This window comes from Robinsoniella sp. KNHs210, from assembly GCF_000686105.1.
Classification (GTDB): domain Bacteria; phylum Bacillota; class Clostridia; order Lachnospirales; family Lachnospiraceae; genus Robinsoniella; species Robinsoniella peoriensis.
Genome location: NZ_JMLZ01000002.1, coordinates 729016 through 752106, shown reverse-complemented (window position 1 = coordinate 752106; position 23091 = coordinate 729016). Strand labels below are relative to the sequence as shown.

General features: G+C 42.1%; 20 protein-coding genes. All 20 read right to left on the bottom strand.

Annotation, left to right across the window (positions count from 1 at the left end; genetic code table 11):
• Window positions 1–83: 83 nt before the first annotated feature.
• On the bottom strand, window positions 84–1049 hold the full coding sequence (mraY, locus tag CD03_RS0110115; protein WP_044289287.1) for a phospho-N-acetylmuramoyl-pentapeptide-transferase: 966 nt from the start codon (window positions 1047–1049) through the stop codon (window positions 84–86).
• A 300-nt stretch (window positions 1050–1349) separates the two neighbouring features.
• Window positions 1350–3104 carry a peptidoglycan D,D-transpeptidase FtsI family protein gene (locus CD03_RS33125; protein WP_044289286.1) on the bottom strand — a complete coding sequence of 585 codons (1755 nt, stop codon included), beginning with the start codon at window positions 3102–3104 and terminating at the stop codon, window positions 1350–1352.
• A 58-nt stretch (window positions 3105–3162) separates the two neighbouring features.
• Window positions 3163–5220, bottom strand: a complete 2058-nt coding sequence (locus tag CD03_RS33120; protein WP_242849077.1) for a peptidoglycan D,D-transpeptidase FtsI family protein — start codon at window positions 5218–5220, stop codon at window positions 3163–3165.
• Between the two features lie 84 nt (window positions 5221–5304).
• Window positions 5305–5832: a hypothetical protein gene (locus CD03_RS0110100; RefSeq protein WP_027293525.1), complete on the bottom strand. Its 528-nt coding sequence runs from the start codon at window positions 5830–5832 to the stop codon at window positions 5305–5307.
• Between the two features lie 230 nt (window positions 5833–6062).
• The gene (gene rsmH, locus CD03_RS0110095) at window positions 6063–7001 is read right to left on the bottom strand and encodes a 16S rRNA (cytosine(1402)-N(4))-methyltransferase RsmH (protein WP_027293524.1); all 939 of its coding nucleotides are present in this window, start codon (window positions 6999–7001) and stop codon (window positions 6063–6065) included.
• 15 nt (window positions 7002–7016) lie between these two features.
• Window positions 7017–7448 carry a division/cell wall cluster transcriptional repressor MraZ gene (gene mraZ, locus CD03_RS0110090; protein WP_027293523.1) on the bottom strand — a complete coding sequence of 144 codons (432 nt, stop codon included), beginning with the start codon at window positions 7446–7448 and terminating at the stop codon, window positions 7017–7019.
• Window positions 7449–8356: 908 nt separating this feature from the next.
• Window positions 8357–8506: a hypothetical protein gene (locus CD03_RS37770; RefSeq protein WP_156042849.1), complete on the bottom strand. Its 150-nt coding sequence runs from the start codon at window positions 8504–8506 to the stop codon at window positions 8357–8359.
• 10 nt (window positions 8507–8516) lie between these two features.
• On the bottom strand, window positions 8517–9389 hold the full coding sequence (lgt, locus tag CD03_RS0110080; protein ID WP_027293522.1) for a prolipoprotein diacylglyceryl transferase: 873 nt from the start codon (window positions 9387–9389) through the stop codon (window positions 8517–8519).
• A 9-nt stretch (window positions 9390–9398) separates the two neighbouring features.
• Entirely contained in the window at window positions 9399–10496 is a 1098-nt protein-coding gene (gene ychF / locus CD03_RS0110075) for a redox-regulated ATPase YchF (protein WP_027293521.1), read from the bottom strand.
• Between the two features lie 156 nt (window positions 10497–10652).
• Window positions 10653–11300: a thiamine diphosphokinase gene (locus CD03_RS0110070; protein WP_027293520.1), complete on the bottom strand. Its 648-nt coding sequence runs from the start codon at window positions 11298–11300 to the stop codon at window positions 10653–10655.
• Between the two features lie 21 nt (window positions 11301–11321).
• Window positions 11322–11984 carry a ribulose-phosphate 3-epimerase gene (rpe, locus tag CD03_RS0110065; RefSeq protein ID WP_027293519.1) on the bottom strand — a complete coding sequence of 221 codons (663 nt, stop codon included), beginning with the start codon at window positions 11982–11984 and terminating at the stop codon, window positions 11322–11324.
• Window position 11985: 1 nt separating this feature from the next.
• A complete protein-coding gene (gene rsgA, locus CD03_RS0110060) occupies window positions 11986–12864 on the bottom strand; it encodes a ribosome small subunit-dependent GTPase A (protein WP_027293518.1) in 879 nt (292 codons plus the stop codon).
• Window positions 12865–12874: 10 nt separating this feature from the next.
• Window positions 12875–15223, bottom strand: coding sequence for a Stk1 family PASTA domain-containing Ser/Thr kinase (gene pknB / locus CD03_RS37170; protein WP_027293517.1), 2349 nt, complete (start codon window positions 15221–15223; stop codon window positions 12875–12877).
• Window positions 15223–15960 carry a Stp1/IreP family PP2C-type Ser/Thr phosphatase gene (locus CD03_RS0110050; protein ID WP_027293516.1) on the bottom strand — a complete coding sequence of 246 codons (738 nt, stop codon included), beginning with the start codon at window positions 15958–15960 and terminating at the stop codon, window positions 15223–15225. The genes pknB and CD03_RS0110050 overlap by 1 nt, the downstream gene beginning before the upstream one ends.
• Before the next feature lie 31 nt (window positions 15961–15991).
• Entirely contained in the window at window positions 15992–17029 is a 1038-nt protein-coding gene (gene rlmN, locus CD03_RS0110045; protein ID WP_027293515.1) for a 23S rRNA (adenine(2503)-C(2))-methyltransferase RlmN, read from the bottom strand.
• A 4-nt stretch (window positions 17030–17033) separates the two neighbouring features.
• Entirely contained in the window at window positions 17034–18389 is a 1356-nt protein-coding gene (rsmB, locus tag CD03_RS0110040; RefSeq protein ID WP_027293514.1) for a 16S rRNA (cytosine(967)-C(5))-methyltransferase RsmB, read from the bottom strand.
• Window positions 18382–19065 carry a zinc metallopeptidase gene (locus CD03_RS0110035; RefSeq protein WP_027293513.1) on the bottom strand — a complete coding sequence of 228 codons (684 nt, stop codon included), beginning with the start codon at window positions 19063–19065 and terminating at the stop codon, window positions 18382–18384. Before CD03_RS0110035 ends, rsmB begins: the two co-directional genes overlap by 8 nt.
• A gap of 192 nt (window positions 19066–19257) precedes the next feature.
• The gene (fmt, locus tag CD03_RS0110030; protein ID WP_027293512.1) at window positions 19258–20190 is read right to left on the bottom strand and encodes a methionyl-tRNA formyltransferase; all 933 of its coding nucleotides are present in this window, start codon (window positions 20188–20190) and stop codon (window positions 19258–19260) included.
• Window positions 20191–20323: 133 nt separating this feature from the next.
• Window positions 20324–20800 (bottom strand): peptide deformylase, encoded by a 477-nt coding sequence (gene def, locus CD03_RS0110025; RefSeq protein ID WP_027293511.1) that lies wholly within the window; start codon window positions 20798–20800, stop codon window positions 20324–20326.
• A 49-nt stretch (window positions 20801–20849) separates the two neighbouring features.
• Complete coding sequence (gene priA, locus CD03_RS0110020) at window positions 20850–23072, bottom strand: replication restart helicase PriA (RefSeq protein ID WP_027293510.1); 2223 nt, start codon at window positions 23070–23072, stop codon at window positions 20850–20852.
• Window positions 23073–23091: the final 19 nt, after the last annotated feature.

The window sequence follows — 23091 nt, the reverse complement described above, 5'->3', positions numbered from 1 at the left end:
TCTATCATTAATCTGCTTTTCATCTGTCTCTGTCCCCGGGTCAGTAATAAACCAGGGAATCCATATCTGCCAGCTGATTCACTTTAGGAAAGTATCAGAAGCCCTACCAGACATAATAACGCTGTAACAACGGTAAATACAGCTACCACCTGGGTTTCCGACCATCCGCATAACTCAAAATGGTGATGAATCGGAGCCATTTTGAAAAATCTCTTGCCGCCGGTCTTCTTAAAATAAGTAATCTGGATCATAACTGAGATTACCTCTACCAGGTAAACCAATCCTACAATGATAATAATCCATGGCATCCTAAGGGCATAGGCACAGCCTGCCACAAAACCTCCCAGAGCTAACGATCCGGTATCTCCCATAAATACCTTAGCCGGATGTGCATTAAACAATAAAAATCCCAGCAGCGCCCCTACAACGGCTGCTGTGATAGGTTGTATTCCGCCTTTATAAGCAATGGACACTACTGTAAAAAATACAGCGACCATCGTAGTAACTCCGGTAGCCAGACCATCCAGACCATCTGTAAAATTAACACCGTTTACCGTTCCAATTACCGCAATATACACAAGGGGTATTGTAATCAGCTTAAAATCAATATAAGTTCCTTTGTCAAAAGGATTCATAATCGTAAGGCCGGATGAATCTACAATAAGAATATATGCCAGGAAAATGGTTGTAATTACAATCTGCCCCAGCATCTTCTGCCATGGAAGTAATCCGTCTGACCGTCTTAATACGACTTTCAGGTAATCATCTAAAAATCCGATAATACCAAATCCAAGAGTCAAAAATAAGACCGGTATGATCTGCGGATAATCCTTCACAAAAAACAAAGAAGTTGCCAGTATGCTGATTAAAATAATCAACCCTCCCATAGTAGGAGTTCCCGCCTTTTTCAAATGAGACTGGACGCCGTCTGTTCTCTCCGTCTGTCCCACTTTCAGCTTCCGTAAAAATGGAATTACAAAAGGACTAAGTGCTACACTGATGGCAAACGCCACTAGTAATGGAATAATAACTTCAGTACCAATAATCATAATACACCTCTTTAATTCTTTCGCTATTTGTAGACATACTATAGATTAGTATAAACTTTTTTTGGTTATTAATCAACCTTGAAATCTAAAAAACATGATAAACTGATCTGGTTATGAAAACATGAAATTGGTGTTTTGTTGATTAATAACGCTTTGTATATTTTGGATAGTGTCCGGAAAGATGGGAAGCGGGGGACCTGCATGGACTCTGTCAGTTGCCTTTGCCGTCCATGCAGGTCCCCCGCTTCCCATCTTTCGGAGATTCAGGTTGCCGTTACAAAGCTATCAGGCCTATACAAATCACTGCGTTTCTGTCTCCGTTTCCAACTGGGATTCATCTATTGGTATTTCCAGATAAGGCAGAATATTCGCAAAAATGTCTTTAATTACAGGAGCTGCTATGGTTCCGCCATAATAAACACCCTGTGGATTATGAATGACACAGAGTCCCAATATCTGGGGATCATTTGCCGGTGCAAATCCCAGGAATGAAGAAATATATTTATTGGCACTTCTTGGAAGTGTCTCTGACGTAGCTGTTTTACCACCAATATGGTATCCTGCAATATAAGCATTTTTGCCTGAACCGCCATCAACTACCTGCTCCAATACATAGCGCATGGTTGCCGAAGTATCTTCTGACAGGATTCTGTCTCCCAGGGGATATTGCAGTTTCTTAATCAGCGTCCCTTCTTTATCCTTAACAGATACACCAAAATGCGGTGTAACCCGCCTGCCGCCGTTAATGATGGAACTTGCCGTTGTTGCAAGCTGCATCGGCGTAATCTGAAATGACTGCCCAAAAGAGATCGTGGCAAGTTCTACCTGCCCTACATTGTCCTTTTTATGCATGATGGTTGCTGCTTCACCGGGAAGATCAATACCGGTCTTGTTATTCAGGCCGAACTGATTGAAATATTTAAAATAATTGTCCACACCCAGCCGTAGCCCCACTTCAATAAATACCGGGTTGCAGGAGTTCATGACTCCCTGTACAAAAGTTTCTCCTCCATGGCCCGCTACTTTATGGCAGCGGATTCTTCTGTCCTCCACAATTTTATATCCGGGGCAGGAAAACTGATCCGTCAGAGAAACTACTCCTTCTTCCAGACCTGCCGCAGCAGTAATAATTTTAAATGTGGATCCCGGTTCATAGGTATCATTAATGCATCCATTTCTCCACATCTGATTCAGGGCATCCTGTTTCTCTTTATCTGTCATCTGGGAGGAATCTACATTTAATGTAAACGGACTGTTCAGATCAAATTCCGGAACATTAACCATAGCCACAATTTCTCCATTCCCGGGTCTCATAAGCAGTATGGATACACTGTCCGCACCTTTCTGTTCCATTACCTTCTTGGCTGCCTGCTCGACATACTGTTGTATATTGTTGTCAAGGCTGATATACAAATCATTTCCGTTAATAGGCTCCAGCCTGCTCTCTCCTGCTTCCGGCAGTTCCACTCCCCTGGCATCTGTCATCGTAAGAATTTTACCGGGGCTGCCTTTTAAGATATCCTCGTACTTTACTTCCAGACCGATTATCCCCTGATTGTCGCTCCCTGTAAATCCCAAAACCTTGGATGCCAGGGATCCAAATGGATAATAACGTTTAAAATCCTCATCTACCTTCACTCCGGCCAGATTATATTCCCGGATCTTATCCCCAACCTCTTTTTCTACATTCGTCTTTACACGTTCAATAGAGCTTCTCTTCTCTACCCTTTTGCGTACCTCAGCCTCGGATAGCCCCAACTCCTTTACCAGCATGGCAATCACTTTATCCGGTTCTTTAATCTGACTGTGAATAACAGAAATTGTACAAACAGTTTTATTTGTTGCCAGGGCAGTTCCCGTAGCATCCATAATTTCTCCTCTGGCAGCCTTAATATCTCTTTCTCTTTCGTGAAGTTCCTCCGCTTTCTGGGCATAGTAATCCGATTTAAATATCATCAGATAAACAAGGCGTCCCACCAGGGCAGCTAATACCAAAAAGCACAGGGTAAATACTACAACAATCTTCTTCTTGTGATACGTTTTAATTTTGAGCATAAAAATCCCCGTAGAAGTAATTAGTATAATCTATTATTACTTCTACGGGGATATGTCTTTATTGTTCAAGCTGCAGATCTTCGTTGGTCACGCCATCGTCCCAGGGATCTTCCTGAGGCTCTCCCGTGTCTTCCAAAGGTTCTACATAATTCTGATCCGGCACTCCGTTCTGAGCAGTACCATCTGCATTCTCGCCTGTACCGTCCGTTGTACCGTCCGTCGTGCCATCCGTAGTTCCATCTGATGTGCCGTCTGCATTTTCTCCTGTCTTCATACCCAGGGTACCACGTTCATCATCTGTAATCTCCTCCGTTGGATATATTCCCAAATAGGGAAGGATTTCTGATAAGATCTTTTTGGAAATCTCCATGGAATATCCGCCGATTTCCTGATCTTCTACGTTTGGTTCATCTACAACCGTATAAATAACCACCTGCGGATCATCAATAGGTACCGCCCCGATAAAGGATACGATATAACGATCCTCTCCACGCGGGAGAGTCTCCGCAGTACCTGTCTTACCACCGATACGGTAGCCGGGAATCTGCGCTTTCTGTCCGGTTCCTTCTTTTACAACGGCTTCCAGATATTCCTTTAATAAGGAAGAGTTCTTAGATGAAACCGGCTGGCTTAACAGCAGCGGATCAATATCTTTAGCAACTCCGCCCTTTGAATCCAGTACTTGTCTTACCATGTGAGGACGATAATAGTTGCCGCCGTTTACAACGGTTGAAAACGCTGCAAATTCCTGAATCATAGAAGCGGTAAATCCCTGTCCAAATGAATTGGTTGCCAATTCAATTACATGCATGTTATTACTGTTATATAAAATACCCGCATTTTCGTTTGGCAGATCAATTCCGGTTTTCTTACCAAAATTAAATAACTCCTGATATTTAACGAAAGCATCCACTCCCATTTTATCAGCAATCTCCATCATACCCACATTGCAGGAATTCTTTACTACATCACTTAAGGTTTCGTCCTGATGTCCATTCCGGTTATCACAATAAATCGGAGGTTCCGATCCATACTGCAGATAGCCATTACAATAGTAATGATCTGAATCATCTGCAAACCCGCCTTCTAAAGCAGATGCCACAACAACCGGTTTATAAGTGGAACCCAGTTCAAATGCTCCTGAAATACAGAAATTACTCCAAAGTCCATTCAGCGCTGTTACATATTCCTCATCAGACATTGCTTCGATCTGCTTTTTAGTATACCATCCATCCAGATTTTCCGGATCATTTAAATCATAAGCCTGATTGGTAGCCATTGCCAGAATTTCTCCCGTATTGGGATCTCCTACAATAACACCGGTATTTTTACTTCCATGTCCTGCAAAATCTACCCATGGGCCATCTTTATACTTATCGTCAAATTCTTTGATATATTTTTCCACAACCTGCTGGATATTTACATCAATGGTAGACACCAGGCTTTTACCATTGGTAGGTTCTACCGTGGTTCGCTGTAGCTCGGAATCTTCGTTCAGATATCCGAATTCACGTCCGTCTACTCCTCTCAATACATCGTTGTAATAGGACTCCAGCCCAACGATACCCTCATTCAGATCATTGGAAAATCCAAGTACGTTACTCGCAAGGGTGTTAAAAGGATACTTACGTATAAAATCCTCTTCAAACCAGATACCCTGCACGTTTTCCAGTTCCAGCCGTCTTTCATCACTCAGCTTGCGGTCTTCGGATAAATCTGTGTAATCCTCGTATTTCTGTTTGTCTTCCATGGACACTTCTCTTTTAATAACCTGATACTGACTGTCCTTGGTTTCCTCTGAAGTAATTATCTTACGCACTTCCGATTCATCCACACCCAGGGTTGCTACCAGGGCGCTTATGGTTGGTTCTATAAAATCCTCATCTGCATTGATTGCAAAGCAATCCAGAACCACATTATAGACCTTCTCACTTCTTGCCAGAATATTACCATTCCGGTCCAGAATCTCTCCCCGGCGAAATGGTATGGTTCGGCTGTCATACTGCTGCTGGGATAAAACTTTCCTGGCGTACTTATCACCGCTCTTAGCCGTAATATACGCAATCCGGACATTCAGCCCCACAAGCGCTAATAAAACTAATGCAAATATAGCCATAAGCTTTATTTGCATTTTTTTCGTAAATATTTTTTTACTGTTTCGTTTTCTATCTCTATTTCTTTCTGATGCCAATCATATCACCTACTTATTGGTTGGTACATCTTCGTATTGTCTTACATAGTCTCCATTCTGACTATTATAATTAATGATTTGTCCCTCCTGGGCATATACCATGCCGAGTTCATTAATTGCAATATCTTTGATTTTTTCTAAATCAACAGATGCCATGGTTTCGTCGTATTTCGTATCATTCGCTAATTTCAAAGAACTGAGCTGGCTCTCAAGAACTGTAACATTCTTCCGATGGGCTGTATTTGCTGCCTGTAACTGTAAATAGTTCACACATACAAAAAGGGTTGCTACTGCTGCCGCCGTTAAGAATATAACATATGCAAAGTTCATTTGCAATGCTTTTTCCCGATTTTTTCTGGTTTTCTGACTAGTTGCCGGTCTTCTCTTCCGCCTCGGTTCCTGTCTTACAGGCCTGTTTTCCTGCCTGCGTGGAACTGCCTGCAGCTCTCTTGCCGTATTGCCGTCAACGTATGCTCTTGTCTGATGCTGATTTCTTCTCGCGTAACCGTGTTCCGGTCTTCTGGCTGATCTTCCCATTTAGCTTCTCCTTACCCCGCTGTCTTAGATCGTGTCTTAAAGTCATCGCACCTGTAAGGTACAATCATTTTCAAGACATACTCTAGCGTATTTTACAGTTAAACAAACTTAACCCTTTGAATAGCGCAAGCAGGCTTGTGCTAAATCAGCAGTGTGAAAGCGATGTTCTTTCACACTTGTATCATTCGTCTCACTCTTTGTTTATGAATACAGCCTGTATCAGATCCTGATTACAGTCTGCGTTCAAATACACGTAGTTTCGAACTTTTTGCCCTCTTGTTCTCTTCAAGCTCCTGTTCGCCTGGTATTATTGGTTTTCTGGTTATTACTTTTCCTTTGGATTTTTTCCCACATACACAAATCGGAAATTCTCTCGGACAGGTACATGGATCCTCATTCTTTTTGAAAATTGTCTTTACAATCCTGTCTTCTAATGAATGAAAGGTAATAATACAAATTCGCCCTTCATCATTCAGAAGTTCTATCATGTCATCCAGAGAATCCCGAAGTACCTCTAATTCTCTGTTTAATTCGATTCTTATGGCCTGGAATGTCTTTTTGGCCGGGTGTCCTCCTACTGCCCGGAATTTCATTGGAATTGCCGCTTTTATAACATTAATTAACTCCCCAGTTGTTTCTAATGCTTTTACATTTCGCGCACTTACAATATGTTTGGCAATATTTTTTGCAAATTTGTCTTCCCCGTAATCACGAATAATACGATATAAATCGTGTTCGCTATACTCATTTACAATATCTTTGGCGGTCATGCTCTGACGCCTGTCCATTCTCATATCCAGTGGTGCGTCTTCTCTGTAAGTAAAGCCGCGGTCTGCCGTATCCAATTGGTAGGAGGAAACACCTAGATCCAAAATTATCCCATCAACTGATGTAATCTGTATGTTTGCCAGTTCCTTTTTCATATCGCAGTAATTACTGCGGATAATCGTTACTTTATCGTTAAACTCCCCTAAGCGCAGCCTTGCCGCTTCTATTGCGTCTTCATCCTGATCAATTCCAATCAGTCTGCCTTTGTCAGACAGCCGTTTACATATCTCATAAGCATGTCCGCCACCACCCAGAGTTCCATCGACATAAATGCCGTCAGGTTTTATGTTCAGAGCCTCAATCGTTTCCTCAAGAAGCACAGATTTGTGTTTGAATTCCATATTGTCCTCCCCAGGCTATATGCTTAAACCTAAATCTGTCATTTGTTCTGCAATGTCATCCATATCATCATAAGAATTATTCTCATTCCATTTCGACTTGCTCCAAATTTCAATTCTGTTTAACATTCCTGTCAGTACTACGTCCTTTTCCAGACCTGCAAATTCTCTTAACGTTCCCGGTAAAAGAATTCTCCCCTGCTTGTCCAGCTCGCATGGTGTCGCACCTGCTACAAAGAAACGTGCAAATTGTCTAGCGCTTTTGTTTGTAAGTGGTAAAGCCTTAAGTTTTTCTTCGAACGCCTGCCATTCATTATTGGGAAAAACAAATAAGCATCCATCTAATCCCTTTGTAACAACAAATTCGTCACCCAGTTCATCTCTAAATCTGGAGGGGATAATCAGTCTGCCTTTGGTATCAACCGTATGATTGTATTCTCCCATAAACATATGACGCACCTTCTTTCGTGAAAATGCAAAACTTACGATCCTTCTTTTGCACTTTCAGTGAAATGTGGTTCTGGTTACCACTTAGTCCCCATTTGCTACCACCTTCCACCACTTTCTACCACTTGTATGTTTATAATAGCTTACTTTGTACAAAAATACAAGGGCTAATTTTATTTTTTTTGCATAAGAATTTCTTAAGGAGCCCGCCATTTTTCGCCATTTTTCGCGGGTTTTACCAGATATTGTGTGTGTAAAAGCGAAATATACCAGATAAATGTGCACAGTGGGAAATATTACCATAAAAATTGGGAAGCCTTGTTATCGTGGGGAGGGAAGTGGGGGGATAATCTGTTTTTTCAGTTGCTGTTATCACTTTTAACTATGAAAATGTGCTATATATCCCCCACTGATTTACACTATATTTAAACTGTTAAGATTTTCAATCCATTTCCAAATATATATTCATATTATTGCATAATTATACTTTATAATTTTTCACTTATATTTCCGGGTTCATATAAAAATTTAAATTTTTTATTCATAATTCCATTCATTATAAAAAATTAAGCTCTCCCACTTTCCTTTATTTTTTCTTCTTTTTTACAATTTTTAGTTTTATTCTCCCACCTGTATTTATATTTCGAAAAAATTTTCTTCTATAATCATAACCAAATCCCCACTTTAATGATCTTCATTTCAATCCTCTCCACTTCGCCCCACCTAATTGCGTATCATTTTTACACAGATCAATATCTATCCCGTTCTAACCAGATATACTGTTCTTTTGTCATCTTATGCAGTGTTACTATTTTGTCAATTTACTGATTTGCATTTTTACAATTTGCAAATGAGTGCAAAAAAAGAACCCGCAGTCCCCACCAGACCACAAGTTCATAAAAGAATCTATTTTATAATTGATTTCCCAATTTAATGTATTGACTCATCAATTCATCCACAACAATACTTTGCTTATAGACTTCTTCTGTAAGTAAACCTCTTTCAACGATTTTATCCAAGTTCACTTTCTCTGCCTCAATTTTCCTTCTTAATTCTTCCATATGACTCATATCATTCACCCGTACCTTTCTCCATTTTGTTTGATTTTCTTTTGAACAAAATGATTATAATAGAAACAAATACCAACAGTATGGCTAACAACTGGGACACCGGCAGTCCGATTACTGGCAGGAGAAGCTGGTCTGTGCGCAGCCCTTCTATCCAGGCTCTGCCTAATCCATATCCTAAGAGATATAACAAAAATACCTCTCCATCGAATTTTTTTCGCTTAGTATACCAAATAAGTATAATCAATAATACCAGATTCCACATTCCTTCATATAAAAAAGTGGGATGCACCTGTATATATGATACTCCATCTATCTTTTGTAAATGTTCCATCATCTGAGGGGTTACTTCCGACGATCGTACAGCGTCTAATGGAAGCCGCATGGCAAACAGATTATTAGTATATCCACCAAACGCTTCACGGTTAAAAAAATTGCCCCACCGTCCTATGATCTGACCCAAAACAAGTCCAATGCAGGCGGTGTCTACTAATTTCCAAAACTGTAATTTCTTAATCCTGGCAAATACGTATACCGTAATTACTGCTGCTATTACACCTCCATAAATTGCCAGCCCGCCTTCACGGGTATTAAAAATCTTCCATAGATTATCTTTATAATTATCCCATGAAAAAATAACAAAATACAGTCTTGCACCAATCAGGGCAAAAAATATTGCAATTAACGCCAGGTCAAAATAATCATCCGGATTTTGTTTCGTAACTTTCGCCACACGCATAGCTGCTAAAATCCCACACACCATTGCAATTGCAATTGTTATCCCATAATATGCAATCGGAAATCCAAATAAACTAATACTCTTACCCACATTCTCCAGTTCTATTCCCAGATTTGGGAAGGCTATCGAAGTATTCATGCCGTACTCCTATACATTAAACCGAAAGAGAACCACATCTCCATCTTTTACTACATAGTCTTTGCCTTCCAGTCCTACCAGTCCTTTCTCTTTTGCAGCAGCATATGTCTTGCAATCCAATAAATTCTGGTAATTAACAACCTCTGCACGAATAAATCCCCTCTCAAAATCAGAATGGATCTTGCCTGCCGCCTGAGGTGCCTTGGTACCGTTTTCAATTGTCCAAGCTCTTGTTTCAGTTTCACCTGCTGTGAGATAGCTGATAAGTCCTAATAAGCTATAACTTGCTTTTATAAGTTTTTCCAATCCTGACTCTTTTAATCCTAAATCTTCCAAAAACATTTTCTTTTCATCGTCATCCAGCTCTGCGATCTCCTGTTCGATCTGTGCGCAGATAACAAATACTTCACTGTTTTCTTTTTCAGCCAGTTCGCGGACCGACTGAACATAACGATTGGATGCGCCATCATCCGCAAGATCGTCTTCCGCCACATTTGCTGCAAATATTACCGGTTTGTATGTCAAGAGATTATAAGAACTGATCCATTCTGCCTCTTCATCATCCTCAGCAGTAAAACTGACCGCCATTTTTCCATCCTCCAGATGCGATTTTACTCTCTGCAGGAAGTCTAATTCTTTGGCAAGCGTTTTGTCATTTCGGGCACCTTTAGAGGCCTTGGCAATCCTTCTCTCCATTATTTCAATGTCTGAGAATATAAGTTCCAGATTAATTGTTTCAATGTCCCTGATAGGATCTACACTTCCATCCACATGAATTACATTTGTATCCTCAAAGCAGCGGACTACGTGCACGATAGCATCCACTTCTCGAATATTAGCCAGGAATTGATTTCCTAATCCCTCTCCCTTTGACGCCCCCTTTACAAGGCCTGCGATATCAACAAATTCAATTACCGCCGGGGTAACCTTCGCTGAATTATATAAATCTGCCAATAACTTTAGCCGCTCATCTGGTACCATTACAACTCCCACATTTGGATCTATAGTACAGAACGGATAATTCGCAGATTCTGCTCCAGCTTTTGTTAAAGAATTAAATAATGTGCTTTTACCGACATTCGGTAAACCTACGATTCCTAGTTTCATGTATGATTTCCTTTCTTGTATTCCGTTTTTCTTTGTTTTTCTTTTGTATCTCTTAACAAGTAACAGTTTATCACAGAATCTGACAAAAATGCAAGCTTTTCTACTTTTAAGATGTCGACATATTTCGCCAGTCAAATTTAAATTTTCACAAAATTATTAATCCCTTGATTCTATCACGATTAGAGCACCTTCGGTCACAGAAATCATTGCTTCTTCTGCAATAATTTCATTGCTGAGACCAAGTGCCTGGTTACAAGACATTGTATAATTCGACAAAGGATAATAAAATCCAACTAAATCCAAACCTTTTACCACGGTTGTATGTGCCACTACCGACACAAATTTGCCATACTGTTCTGATTTTTTTATAGAAATTTTATTATTTATTACCCGGATCCGGTTATTTTCGTCAATGAGATAACACTCTATACCGGCTTCTGCCGCCTGACCCAATATCTGGATATTTCCAAGAACATGATCCAGCCGGCTTCCGGTCCCGCCTAATATATAAATACAGGTACTTCCTTTTTCTATAGCCAGATTAACGGCTATCTGGGTATCCGTATCATCTTTTTCCGGCTTAAATTCACGAATCTCAACACCTTTTTCCCGAAAATGCACCAGCGCATCACTTCCCGCTGAGTCAAAATCCCCTACAATATAATCCGGTGTAATTTCTGCTTTTTTTAAAAATTCAATTCCACGATCTGCCCCAATCAGACAGTCAACCGGATGTTTTTCCAAAAATGAGAGGGCAAAATCAAAATTGATATTGCCCCCGCTGATAATCGCTGTTATTTTCATCTCCGCACCCATTGCACACTTTTAACCTTCATATTCTTTCATAATGGCTAGTAATTCCTTAGCATTTTCGGTAACATTTCCATTAAATACCGTTGAGCCTGCTACGACTACGTTTGCTCCTGCCTCTAAAACGGTACGGATCGTATCCTTATTAATACCTCCATCCACTTCGATATCCAGATCCAGATTTTTAGCCTCTGCAATTTTGCGAAGCGCACTGATTTTATTGGTACAGCTGTCAATGTACTTCTGCCCCCCAAATCCGGGATTCACGGTCATAATCAGAACCATATCTACTTTTTCCAGCACATAGTCCAATACACACAGGGAGGTTGCCGGGTTGAGCGCTACCCCTGCTTTCAATCCTTTTTCATGGATCTGCCCGATCACACGATCCAAATGCCTGCAGCTTTCCGCATGCACAGTAATCATATCTGCTCCACAAGCCGCAAAATCATCAATGTACCGTTCCGGATCTACCACCATCAGATGTACGTCAAAAATACGTTTTGTGGCACTGCGCACCGATTGGATTACCGGCATTCCAAAGGAAATGCTGGGCACAAACTGACCGTCCATCACATCAATATGAACATACTGTGCTCCGGCTTCATCAATACGCTTCAGCTCACTTCCTAAATTTTTAAAATCTGCTGCTAATATAGATGGTGCTAAAATATTCACATCAATACCTCCTCTTATCTTTTAGTTCTCCAAATAATTCCACATAATTATCATAACGCATCCTGCTGATTTTACCTTCATCTACTGCCCGTTTTACTCCGCAGTCCGGTTCATGGATATGCATACATCCCTGGAATCGGCACTCCGGTTCGTATTCCCGGAACTCAACAAAGAATTCTTTCAAGTCTTCTTTTTCAAAATCCTGGATATACAGGGAACTAAATCCCGGCGTATCCATGATATACGTATTTTCTTCTATCATAATAAGTTCTGAATGCCTTGTGGTATGTTTTCCTCTGTCAATCTTATGACTGATTTCTCCTGTTTCCATCATTGCTTTGGGCTGCAGGATATTTATGATAGATGATTTGCCCACACCCGAAGGACCTGCCACCGCAGTGGTTTTTCCTCTCAGCCGCTCTATTACCAGCTCCAAGCCTGTATTTTCCAGAGCGCTGGTAAATAAGACATCACAGCCGCAATTTTCATATATTTTCCGAAGCTTCTCTTCTTCTTCAGCAGAAGAGATATCCTGCTTATTAAAACAAATGATGGTATGCACCTTCTGGTACTCCATCATAATTAAAAAACGATCCAGCAAATTAAAATTCGGTTTGGGACGGTCAATAGAGAAAATAACCAGCGCAAGATCGATATTGGCAACAGCCGGACGGATCAGCGTATTCATTCTCGGCAAAATCTCGACAACATTGCCTTTCTTATCCGCTTCACTTATGACATCAATCTTTACATTATCCCCCACCAAAGGTTTCATTTTGTCTTTTCGAAATATTCCTTTTGCTTTACATTCATAAAGACCGGATCCTACTACATTAACGTAGTAGAATCCAGCTATACCTTTCACTATCTTTCCCTGCATGTATTTTCCTCTAATTAAACGGTATCGGCGAGTAACGAACCGGACTGCCGTATTCTCCTGTAGAAGCATCTTTCACATAGATATAAGCAACACCATTTACTCCTTTTGTACCTTTTGCATTCAGCACATAAGGAAATTCAACTGCGGTTCCCTCTACTATGGTAGTAGTTTTATCGCCTTGTACTAATAAGATCTTAACGGCTTCCCCGTTATAGCCATCCGGCGCCTGTAATCCAACATCACAGGTTCCGGTTGTGGAAGCATCTGTATTATTTGTTGTGCCATTTCCTAAATTCGGGTCAGTCTGGGCAGGATCCTGGCCCCCGGAACCTGCACTGATCGTCAGCGTAATGACAGTGCCTTTTCCTACTCCCTGCCCGGAGGTAATATCCTGATCCATAACGGTTCCCGCAGAATACATCTCTGAATACTGCTCCTGCGATTTTACGGTCAGTCCAAGTGCGGACAAAGTATCTTTGGCATCAGAAAACGTGCTGCCGATTACATTAGGCACAGTAATATCGTCTTCTTCTTCCGGTCCATCACTGATTACAACGATTACCGTATCTCCTGAACTTGCAGATGCTCCGGCTTCCGGTGTGGAACGGATTACCAGGTCTTTTGCAATCAGATCATCATTTTCTCTTGTCACAGAGATGCTCAGATTCTTTTCTGCCAGTTCTGATTTTGCCTCTTCCTCTGTCAATCCGCTCACATCCGGTACCGTAACAGACTGCTGCTGGTTATCTGATTCTTCCGGTCCCTTACTAATCGTATAGGTAACTGTGGTGTTCTTGCTGACACTGGTATTTGCAGCGGGGTTCTGGGAAACAATCTGTCCCTGTGCATACACAGATGATGCCTGCTCTCCTGCAAGGGAAGCCCCAAGACCTAATGCATTTAATTTTTCCTTAGCCTGATCAGCCGTAAGGCCTTGCAGATTAGGTACGGTAACTTCTGCCTGGTCCGCAGAGGAATTGCTCTGCTGTGTACTGCCTGTTCCATTACCCTTGGACGCAGATTCTGACTCTGTCGTCTTAACTGTTGATGTTTCCGTAACCTTCGGAGACTCCGTTGTCTTTTTCTTACCCGCTCCGAAATTAAATAATCCCAAAGCATTTCCGATTAAAACCAGGAACACGCATCCGATAACAATGGCAATAATAATACTTCCGATGGTCATTACCTTTTCCAGTTTCGGATTAATACCGGATCTTCCGTCATCGTCGTCATCGTCGTCATCATCATCCGGATCATAATCATCATTCATATATCCATTATTGTAATTGTCTCCATAACCGCCCTGATATCCGCCGCCCTGGTAACCGTTATTCTGGTAGCCATTGCCCATATAGCCGTCGCCCTGGTAGCCATTGTTCATATAGCCGCCGTAGTTTCCATCCTGTCCGCGGTTATCATTGCCGCGGCTATCATTCCCTCTGTCACCATAGCTGTTATGAATCTGATCCAGTTCATCTTTTGATATAACAACTGTTCTTGCATTATTATTAATAGGGGTCAGCTGAACAAAGTCCCCATCCGGATTTACCAGCGATTCTTTTAAGTCATGAATCAGTTCCGTCATATCATTATAACGCCTGTCCGGACTTTTCTGGGTACACTTTGCAATAATCTGAACCGTACTGTATGGAAGATCGGGAACAAATTTATGAGGTGACGGCATTTCCTCCTGCAGATGCTTGATCGCAATTGCAACCGTAGAGTCACCATCAAACGGAACATGGCCTGTCAGCATTTCAAAAAGTGTAATACCAAGTGAATAGATATCACTCTTCGCATCGCTGTAACCGCCTCTCGCCTGCTCCGGTGAACTGTAATGTACAGAACCCATCACATTGGAGCTTATGGTATTGGAGGAAGCAGCCCTGGCTATTCCAAAATCTGTTACTTTTACTTTACCATCTGTAGAAATGATGATATTCTGGGGCTTTACATCACGATGCACAATACCCTTCTTATGTGCCGCCTGTAAGCCCATGGAAACCTGCACCGCAATGCTGGTCGCTTCACGAACCGCAAGTCTTCCTTTTTTTCCTATATAATCCTTTAATGTAATTCCTTCAACTAACTCCATTACAATAAAGTAGATTCCATGATCGTCCCCTACATCATAGACATTAACAATATTTGGATGCGCGAGACCTGCTGCAGCCTGTGCCTCCACCCGGAATTTGGAAATAAACGCTGTGTCATCCCGAAATTCCTGTTTGAGCACCTTGACCGCTACAAACCGATTCAGCTTATGGTCTTTCGCCTTATAGACATCCGCCATACCGCCGGCACCAATTCTGCCTACGATTTCATAACGTTCCTGGATAAACATTCCTTCTTTTAACATTATTCCACCTCACCTGTCAACGGTTCTATCAAAACAACCGCAATATTATCTTTACCACCATTTTGATTCGCCCTTGCAATCAGTTCGTTTCCAATCCACTGTAGATTGGGTCCGCTTTTTACAATTTTCTCTATTTCTGCGTCCTCTATCATGTTGCTTAACCCATCTGAACACATCAAAATGATGTCTCCCCTCTGAAGCCTCATGTCAAAAAAGTCTATTACCACTTTCTTTCTGGCCCCAATTGCTCTTGTAATAATATTTTTATCCGGATGATTCCTAGCCTGTTCCCGGTTGATCTCACCAATCCTGACCATCTCTTCTACAAGAGAATGATCTTTTGTAATCTGTAAAATTTTATCACTGATCAGATACAGCCTGCTGTCCCCTACATTTGCCACATACAGATATTGCCCGATGATTGTCGCTACCACCAGGGTGGTCCCCATACCCGCCAATGCCTCGGATGAACTTGATTTTTCCATAACTTTATTATTTGCAGTTTCGATTGCTGAACGTATTATTTTTATCGGATTTGTATCCTGGTTTTTACGGATATCCTCAAGCAACACCTCCACCGTATAGCTGGAAGCCTCATCGCCTGCGTTATGTCCGCCCATACCATCTGCAACTACAAAAAGATTTGGAAGATTCCCCACAAGCCCACCAGAAGCATAAACGAAATCCTGGTTTGTTGTCCTTTTTTGCCCTACATCCGTAACGCAATATGATTTCATGTTTCTTCCTCTCCTTTACAATTTATGACACTTAAACTTTTTCCATATAACTTCTGCGTAACTGTCCACAGGCGCCATTGATATCTCTGCCCATTTCTCTTCTTATAGTAACATTAATTCCACATTTTTCAAGTTTATTTTTGAAATTGTCAATAACTTTTTTCTGGGATTGAACGTAATCCCGTTCCTTAATCGGATTCACAGGAATCAGATTTACATGACAGTTTAACGGCTTAACCAATGCGGCCAGTTCATCTGCATCTTCCTTTTTGTCGTTCACACCGCCAACCAGGCTGTACTCAAAAGTAATCCGCCTGCCTGTTTTTTCAAAATAATACTTGCATGCACCGATTACTTCATCCAGGCTGTATTTATTGGATATGGGCATTAGTTCAAGCCTCTTTGCCTGGTTAGATGCATGAAGAGACAGCGCCAGGGTAATCTGTAACTGTTCATCTGCAAGCTGTTTCATCCTGGGAACGATTCCGCATGTGGAAACAGTAATATTTCGCTGGCTGATATTCAGCCCGTGTTCGTCTGTAAGCATCTGGAAAAATTTCAATATATTGTCATAATTGTCGAGAGGTTCACCCGTTCCCATTACAACGACATTGCTAACCCGCTCCCCAGACAGCTTCTGGATCCGGTAAATCTGGTCCAGCATTTCTGCTGCCGTAAGATTCCGGGTCCATCCTCCAATCGTCGAAGCACAGAAACGGCATCCCATCTTACACCCCACCTGGGAAGAAATACACACGGAATTCCCGTGTTTATACCGCATGAGTACACTTTCAATTACATTTTGATCCTTCAGTTCAAATAAGTATTTTTGTGTCCCGTCTATCTGAGAAGTGAGTACTTCCGCTACCGAAAGACATGTACAATCATAATGCTCTGTCAGTGTATCTCTGAGATTTTTGGATAAATTCGTCATTTCATTAGGCGAATCTGCCAGTTTTTGATGTATCCACTGATAAATCTGACCCGCCCGAAACGGTTTTTCTCCAATCTTTGCCATCTCCGCTTTCATCTCTTGAAAATCAAGCGTCTTTAAATCTACTTTTCCCATTTCACTAACCTATCCTCTTAAATCTTGCCATAAAGAATCCGTCTGTCTTGTGAATTCCCGGCAATAACTGCAGATAACCTGCTTTTGTGGTTTTACTTCTCAGTTCTTCACAGATATACGGATCAATGCTTTCCAGCTGGAAAGGATAATTATCCAAAAACCATTTAACATTAAACTGATTCTCATCTGCTCCTATGGTGCAGGTACTGTAAATCAGGGTTCCGCCAACTTTTACATAAGGGTAAACTGTATCCAGTATCTTCCGCTGCAGCTTAACCAGTTCCTGCTGCTTTGTCTCTGTCATTTTATATTTAATATCTGTTTTTTTACCAATTACACCCAGGCCTGAGCAAGGAAGGTCTGCCAGCAGAATATCTGCCTTTTCCACTGACGCACCATCGAATACCGTAGCATCCTGACGTACGGCTATCATATTAATAAGTCCGACCCGCTCGATATTTTCCAGCATCATATCAACTTTATAATCCGTAATATCTCTTGCTTCCACATGTCCGCTGCCATTTAGCTTATCTGCTAAATGAAGGCTTTTTCCTCCCGGTGCCGCACAGACATCGATGCAGTAGTCCCCAAACTTCGGCGCTGCTATCTCCGCAACCAGCATGGAACTTACATCCTGTACCTGGAACATTCCTTCTTTAAATGCATTGATGGCCTGCATATAATTATAATCAGAGATCTCCAGTGCATAATCCAGATATGAGACATCTTCTGCCGTGATATTCTGCTCTTTTAGACTTGCCTTTACTTCTTCTTTTGATGCCTTATTCAGATTACAGCGGATACTGGTCTTCTGGTCTTTCTCAAAATTAGTGCAGACCATTTCAACAGTTTTCAGATCATACTGTCCCAGCCATTTTCTCAATATCCATTCCGGCATGGAGTACCTTACCGAAAGATAATGTAGGGGATCCTTTACCGGATCCGGGTACTCAACCTTGTCTATTCCTCTTGCTATACTTCGAAGCACTCCGTTTACAAATCCTTTTAAGCTGTAAAACCCGCGCTTCTGGGCTATTTTTACAGCTTCATTACAGACTGCCGAATCCGGAATGCTGTCCATATATTTAATCTGATACACTGACATCCGCAGAAGATTGCGGATTAAAGGCTTCATATTTGCCACCTTTACCGTAGAAAACTGCTCCAGAATATAATCCATCTGAAGCATATACTCTATGGTTCCCTCCGCAAGCCTCGTAATGAATGCCCTGTCCCTTTTTTCTAAATACTGATACTTCTCCAGGACGCCGCGGATTACAACATGACTATATTCTTCTTCCTCCGTAACCTCCATTAAAATACCCAGTACAATTTCTCTTAAGTTCACCGTTTTAGTCACGATTCCTTCCTCCTGATAGTATGATCAAACGAAGCAGCTGCAAAATAGAAGATGCCAGACTCGCAACGTAAGTAAGTGCTGCTGCTGAAAGTACCTGCTTTACACCAGCCACCTCCTGGTCTCCGCAAATATGGGAAGACCCAAGAATTTTAACAGCACGTGATGAAGCATTGAATTCTACTGGAAGTGTTACCAGCTGAAAAATTACCGCCAGTGTAAATAAAACGATTCCCGCTGTCATAAGCGGTCCCATTGAAAATATCAGCCCTGCCAGGAAAATCGGCCAGAACAGTGTGGATCCCAGGTTTGCTGCGGGAACCAGCGTACTTCTAAGTATCAGAGGCTTATACTGCTCCTGATGCTGGATTGCATGACCACATTCATGTGCCGCCACTCCGATGGCAGCCACTGAGGTTGACATGTAAGTACTATCTGATAAATTTAATGTCTTAGATCTGGGATCGTAATGGTCGGTCAGATTTCCCTGTACCCGCCGGATCCCTACATCATAAATACCTGCACCGTGAAGAATCCGCTCTGCTGCCTGCGCACCGGTAAGTCCAGACATACTGCGCACCTTGTCGTATTTTGCAAAAGTACTTTTTACCCTGGCAGAAGCGATCAATGAGATTACCATTCCGATCAGCACCAGAATCATAGTCGGATCATAAAGCATACCTAAACCGCCAAAACCTAATCCATAAAATCCATTTGAACTGCTATAGCTAAGTAACATGATTTTCATTCCCTTCTATCATCATCTAAGTGTGAAAAATAACATTCACACTGCTTCAAGTGAGACTATTCTAACCTATTTTTTGCAAAAAACCACCGACTTCACAGTAATTTCATAAATTCTTAAACTTTTTTAAGATAAAAGACTGCCAACCGCTAATTGGCATCCCCGTAAAAATGCATCCACAGGCATTTTTTTCTTGCCTTCCAGCTGGACTTCCAAAAGGCTTAACATACCGTCCCCGGTCTGCACTTTTACCGAGTTTCTGGTGATTTCGGCAACCGTCCCCGGTGCTGACCCGGAATTACCTTCTTCTGCGTCAGACATCCAGATCTTCAATGTTTTCCCGTCCAGATGCGTATATGCACTGGGCCATGGATTCAATCCCCTGATCAGGCGTTCCAGTTCTGCCGCACTCTTCTTCCAGTCGATCTGCCCGTCTTCTTTTTTTAACATTCTGGCATAATCGGTGGAACTCTCTGCCGGCTGTTTTTCATAAGATACCTGACCGGATTCCAGCTTGTCCAATGTTTCTATCAGCAGCTCTGCCCCCGCCTGACTAAGCTTATCAAACAGGCTGCCTCCCGTTTCTTTTTTCTCAAGCTCCACCACTCTGGTTGTGATCATATCACCGGTATCCAATCCTGCATCCATACGCATAATTGTGACTCCGGATTCCTTTTCCCCATCAATCACTGCCCACTGAATAGGTGCAGCCCCCCGGTACTTCGGCAATAAAGAACCATGTACATTCAGGCATCCTAGTCTTGGAACGTCCAGGACTGCCTGGGGTATAATCTGACCAAAAGCCACGACTACAACCACATCCGGAGAAAGTTCTTTTAATATTTCTAAAAATTCCGGATCTCTTACTTTTTTCGGCTGGTAAACAGGGATTCCTGCTTTCTCTGCCACTTCTTTTACCGGAGGAAACTGCATTGCTTTTCCTCTGCCCTTTGGTTTGTCCGGCTGGGTTACTACTGCCAAAACCTCATGCCGGGATTCTATTAGTTTCTTCAATGTCCCCACTGCAAAATCCGGGGTTCCCATAAATACAATTTTCAACTTTATACCCTTTGCATATTCCAGGCCTGCCTGCAATACTGCCACTTACAAAACAGGCTGAAAGAATCAAAGCGTGGCATCCTTTCAATATCAGATTTTTCTTTCAGCCTTATAACTTTTTTCTAAAGAATGACTATTCTTCTTCCTCTAAACTTTCCACATCCATCAGTTCCCCCTCCACATGGTTGGTGAACATAACTCCGTCCAGGTGATCGCACTCATGGCAGACTGCTCTTGCAAGCAATTCCGTAGCTTCCAGCGTAAATTCTTCCATATTTTCATCCAGTGCTTTCACTTTTACATAATTGGGTCTTGTTACAATGCCGGTCTTGCCAGGCAGGCTTAAACATCCTTCATTTCCGGTCTGTTCATCCGCTTTTTCCACAATCTCAGGATTGATAAATACTCTTGGAGTTCCGTCCGTATCGATCACCACAATTCTTTTCAAAATTCCAACCTGTGGTGCCGCAAGGCCCACTCCCATTTCCATGTACATCGTTTCAAACATATCCTCGATAAGTTCCTGGATTCTCGGAGTCATCTCTTTTACTGGTTTACATTTCTTCGTTAAAACCGGATCCCCCATAATTCTTATCTTTCTGAGTGCCATTTTACTTTCCTCCAACTCTTTTGTTTATATTATCGGGTCATCAATGTAATCAATTCAGATCGAACTGTATATTTACACTTTCATATCCCTGGTTTGCTTCTATATATTGTTCCACTTTATCTTTAATCATAGTCAGTAAATCGTGTCTTTCTTCCTTCAGATATATAACTTTATGATAGATATCATTTACCTTTGCAACCGGTTCATCCGCCGGTCCGATAATGCGCACACTGGTATTTCCCGCAATCCGTACAATAAACTTTTGCAGATAATCCATGGCCAGACTTAGATGCATCAACTCCTGACATGCTCCGTGAATTGCCATCATATTTGATGCAGGCGGATACCCCGCCAGGCTCCGATAGGCTATTTCCTGTTCGTAGAAGCTTTCGTAATCCTGATTTGCCGCTGTGATAATGCAATAGTGCTCCGGGTCATACGTCTGGATGATGACTTCCCCTTTTTCCTCACCTCTGCCTGCTCTGCCCGCAGCCTGGGTCAGCAATTGAAAAGTACGTTCCCCTGCCCGGTAATCACTGGCATGAAGTGAAAGATCCGCCGCTAATATCCCAACCAGGGTCACATTTGGAAAATCATGCCCTTTTACAATCATCTGGGTTCCGATTAATATGTCTGCTTCCTGATTAGAAAAGGCCGACAGTATTTTTTCATGTCCATCCTTTTCTTTCGTAGTGTCCATATCCATTCTTAATATCTTTGCCTGGGGGAATTCTTTCTGTACAAACTCTTCTACCTGCTGGGTTCCCACCCGAAATCCCCTGATGAATTCAGAACCGCAGTTCGGACACTTCTGAGGCCGGGGTTCTTCGTAACCGCAATAATGGCAGACTAGCTTTCCGTTATTATGAACTGACAGGGAGACATCGCAATGAGGGCACTGAATAACATGTCCGCACATACGGCAGGAGATAAAGCCTGCATAACCTCTTCTGTTTAAGAATAACATAACCTGCTGCCTCTTATCAAGCCGGTCCTGCATCAATTCTTTTAACCTGCCGCTTATGACCGAACGGTTTCCCGTCTTAATCTCTTTACGCATGTCTTCCACAAATACATTTGGAAGTTCACTGGTCCTTGCCCTGTTCTGCATGGTGAACAGTGTATATTCTCCAGTCTTTGCCTTATAATAAGCATCCACTGATGGAGTTGCCGAACCAAGTACCACCTTGGCGCCTTCTAAGACACCACGCTGGATTGCAACCTCCCTGGCATGATAGCGGGGTACGCTTTCACTTTTATATGTCGGCTCATGCTCTTCATCAATAATGATGATTCCCAAATTAGGAAAGGGGGTGAACAATGCAGACCTTGGACCGATCATCACATCGATGTCACCCTGCTTTGCCCGTTCAAACTGATCAAAACGCTCCCCCGGGGACAGCCGGGAGTTCATAATCGAAATCCGGTCTCCGAACCGTTTATAAAAACGCATCACAGTCTGATAAGTAAGTGCAATTTCCGGGATCAGCACAATCGCCTGCTGCCCCTTATCGATTGCATGGGCAATCAGCTCCATATATACCTCTGTCTTGCCGCTGCCGGTGATCCCATGTATCAGATACGTACGTTCTTCTTTATCTTCCCAGCCGGCAATGATCTTATCTGCAATATATGCCTGTTCTTCGTTAAGCCGAAGCAGATAATCTTCTTTCATCCCCAGTTTTATGGGATTGCGGTAGACCTTCGTGGTTTTTACCTCTATGATCTGCTGTTCTGTCAGTGACTTTATGGTGCCTCCGGTAATATTCAGCTTTGTTGTTACCAGTTCATAGGGAAGCTCTTCTGCCTCTAAGAGTGCTTCCAGCAGGCGCTCTCTGGCTTTTTGGTGTTTCTTTTTATAAAATTCCAGTTTTTCTTCCGCTTCCCTTCGTTCCATGATCAGGCAGATCTGTTTTTTTTCTTTTGGTTTGACCTTTTGCTTTATGGGAATTACCGTTTTAAGCGCCTGTATCATCGTCGCACCATAATTTTCCCTAATCCAGGCCGCCAGGGCAATCAGCCTGGATTCACTGTCACTGCTGTCTGTAACGATTTCGCAGATTTCCTTCATTTTCGACGGTTCGTATTCACATTTGCGGCTGATAGAAACAACGTACCCTTTAATGAATCTGTTTCCCCTGCCAAACGGAATCTTTACAACCATTCCTATCTGCAGGCTGCCCTGCATTTCTTGGGGAATCTGGTACTGGAATGTTCGATCCAGTTTCTCCTGTGTAATATCCACAATAATATTTGCGTATAACTTTTGCATTTATTCTCCTTGAGCGTGT

Coding starts and splice junctions, on each gene's coding strand:
- mraY (WP_044289287.1), bottom strand. CDS start 1,049: ATGATTATTGGTACTGAAGTTATTATTCCATTACTAGTGGCGTTTGCC.
- CD03_RS33125 (WP_044289286.1), bottom strand. CDS start 3,104: ATGCTCAAAATTAAAACGTATCACAAGAAGAAGATTGTTGTAGTATTT.
- CD03_RS33120 (WP_242849077.1), bottom strand. CDS start 5,220: ATGGCTATATTTGCATTAGTTTTATTAGCGCTTGTGGGGCTGAATGTC.
- CD03_RS0110100 (WP_027293525.1), bottom strand. CDS start 5,832: ATGGGAAGATCAGCCAGAAGACCGGAACACGGTTACGCGAGAAGAAAT.
- rsmH (WP_027293524.1), bottom strand. CDS start 7,001: ATGGAATTCAAACACAAATCTGTGCTTCTTGAGGAAACGATTGAGGCT.
- mraZ (WP_027293523.1), bottom strand. CDS start 7,448: ATGTTTATGGGAGAATACAATCATACGGTTGATACCAAAGGCAGACTG.
- CD03_RS37770 (WP_156042849.1), bottom strand. CDS start 8,506: ATGGAAGAATTAAGAAGGAAAATTGAGGCAGAGAAAGTGAACTTGGAT.
- lgt (WP_027293522.1), bottom strand. CDS start 9,389: ATGAATACTTCGATAGCCTTCCCAAATCTGGGAATAGAACTGGAGAAT.
- ychF (WP_027293521.1), bottom strand. CDS start 10,496: ATGAAACTAGGAATCGTAGGTTTACCGAATGTCGGTAAAAGCACATTA.
- CD03_RS0110070 (WP_027293520.1), bottom strand. CDS start 11,300: ATGAAAATAACAGCGATTATCAGCGGGGGCAATATCAATTTTGATTTT.
- rsgA (WP_027293518.1), bottom strand. CDS start 12,864: ATGCAGGGAAAGATAGTGAAAGGTATAGCTGGATTCTACTACGTTAAT.
- pknB (WP_027293517.1), bottom strand. CDS start 15,223: ATGTTAAAAGAAGGAATGTTTATCCAGGAACGTTATGAAATCGTAGGC.
- CD03_RS0110050 (WP_027293516.1), bottom strand. CDS start 15,960: ATGAAATCATATTGCGTTACGGATGTAGGGCAAAAAAGGACAACAAAC.
- rlmN (WP_027293515.1), bottom strand. CDS start 17,029: ATGGGAAAAGTAGATTTAAAGACGCTTGATTTTCAAGAGATGAAAGCG.
- CD03_RS0110035 (WP_027293513.1), bottom strand. CDS start 19,065: ATGCTTTATGATCCGACTATGATTCTGGTGCTGATCGGAATGGTAATC.
- def (WP_027293511.1), bottom strand. CDS start 20,800: ATGGCACTCAGAAAGATAAGAATTATGGGGGATCCGGTTTTAACGAAG.
- priA (WP_027293510.1), bottom strand. CDS start 23,072: ATGCAAAAGTTATACGCAAATATTATTGTGGATATTACACAGGAGAAA.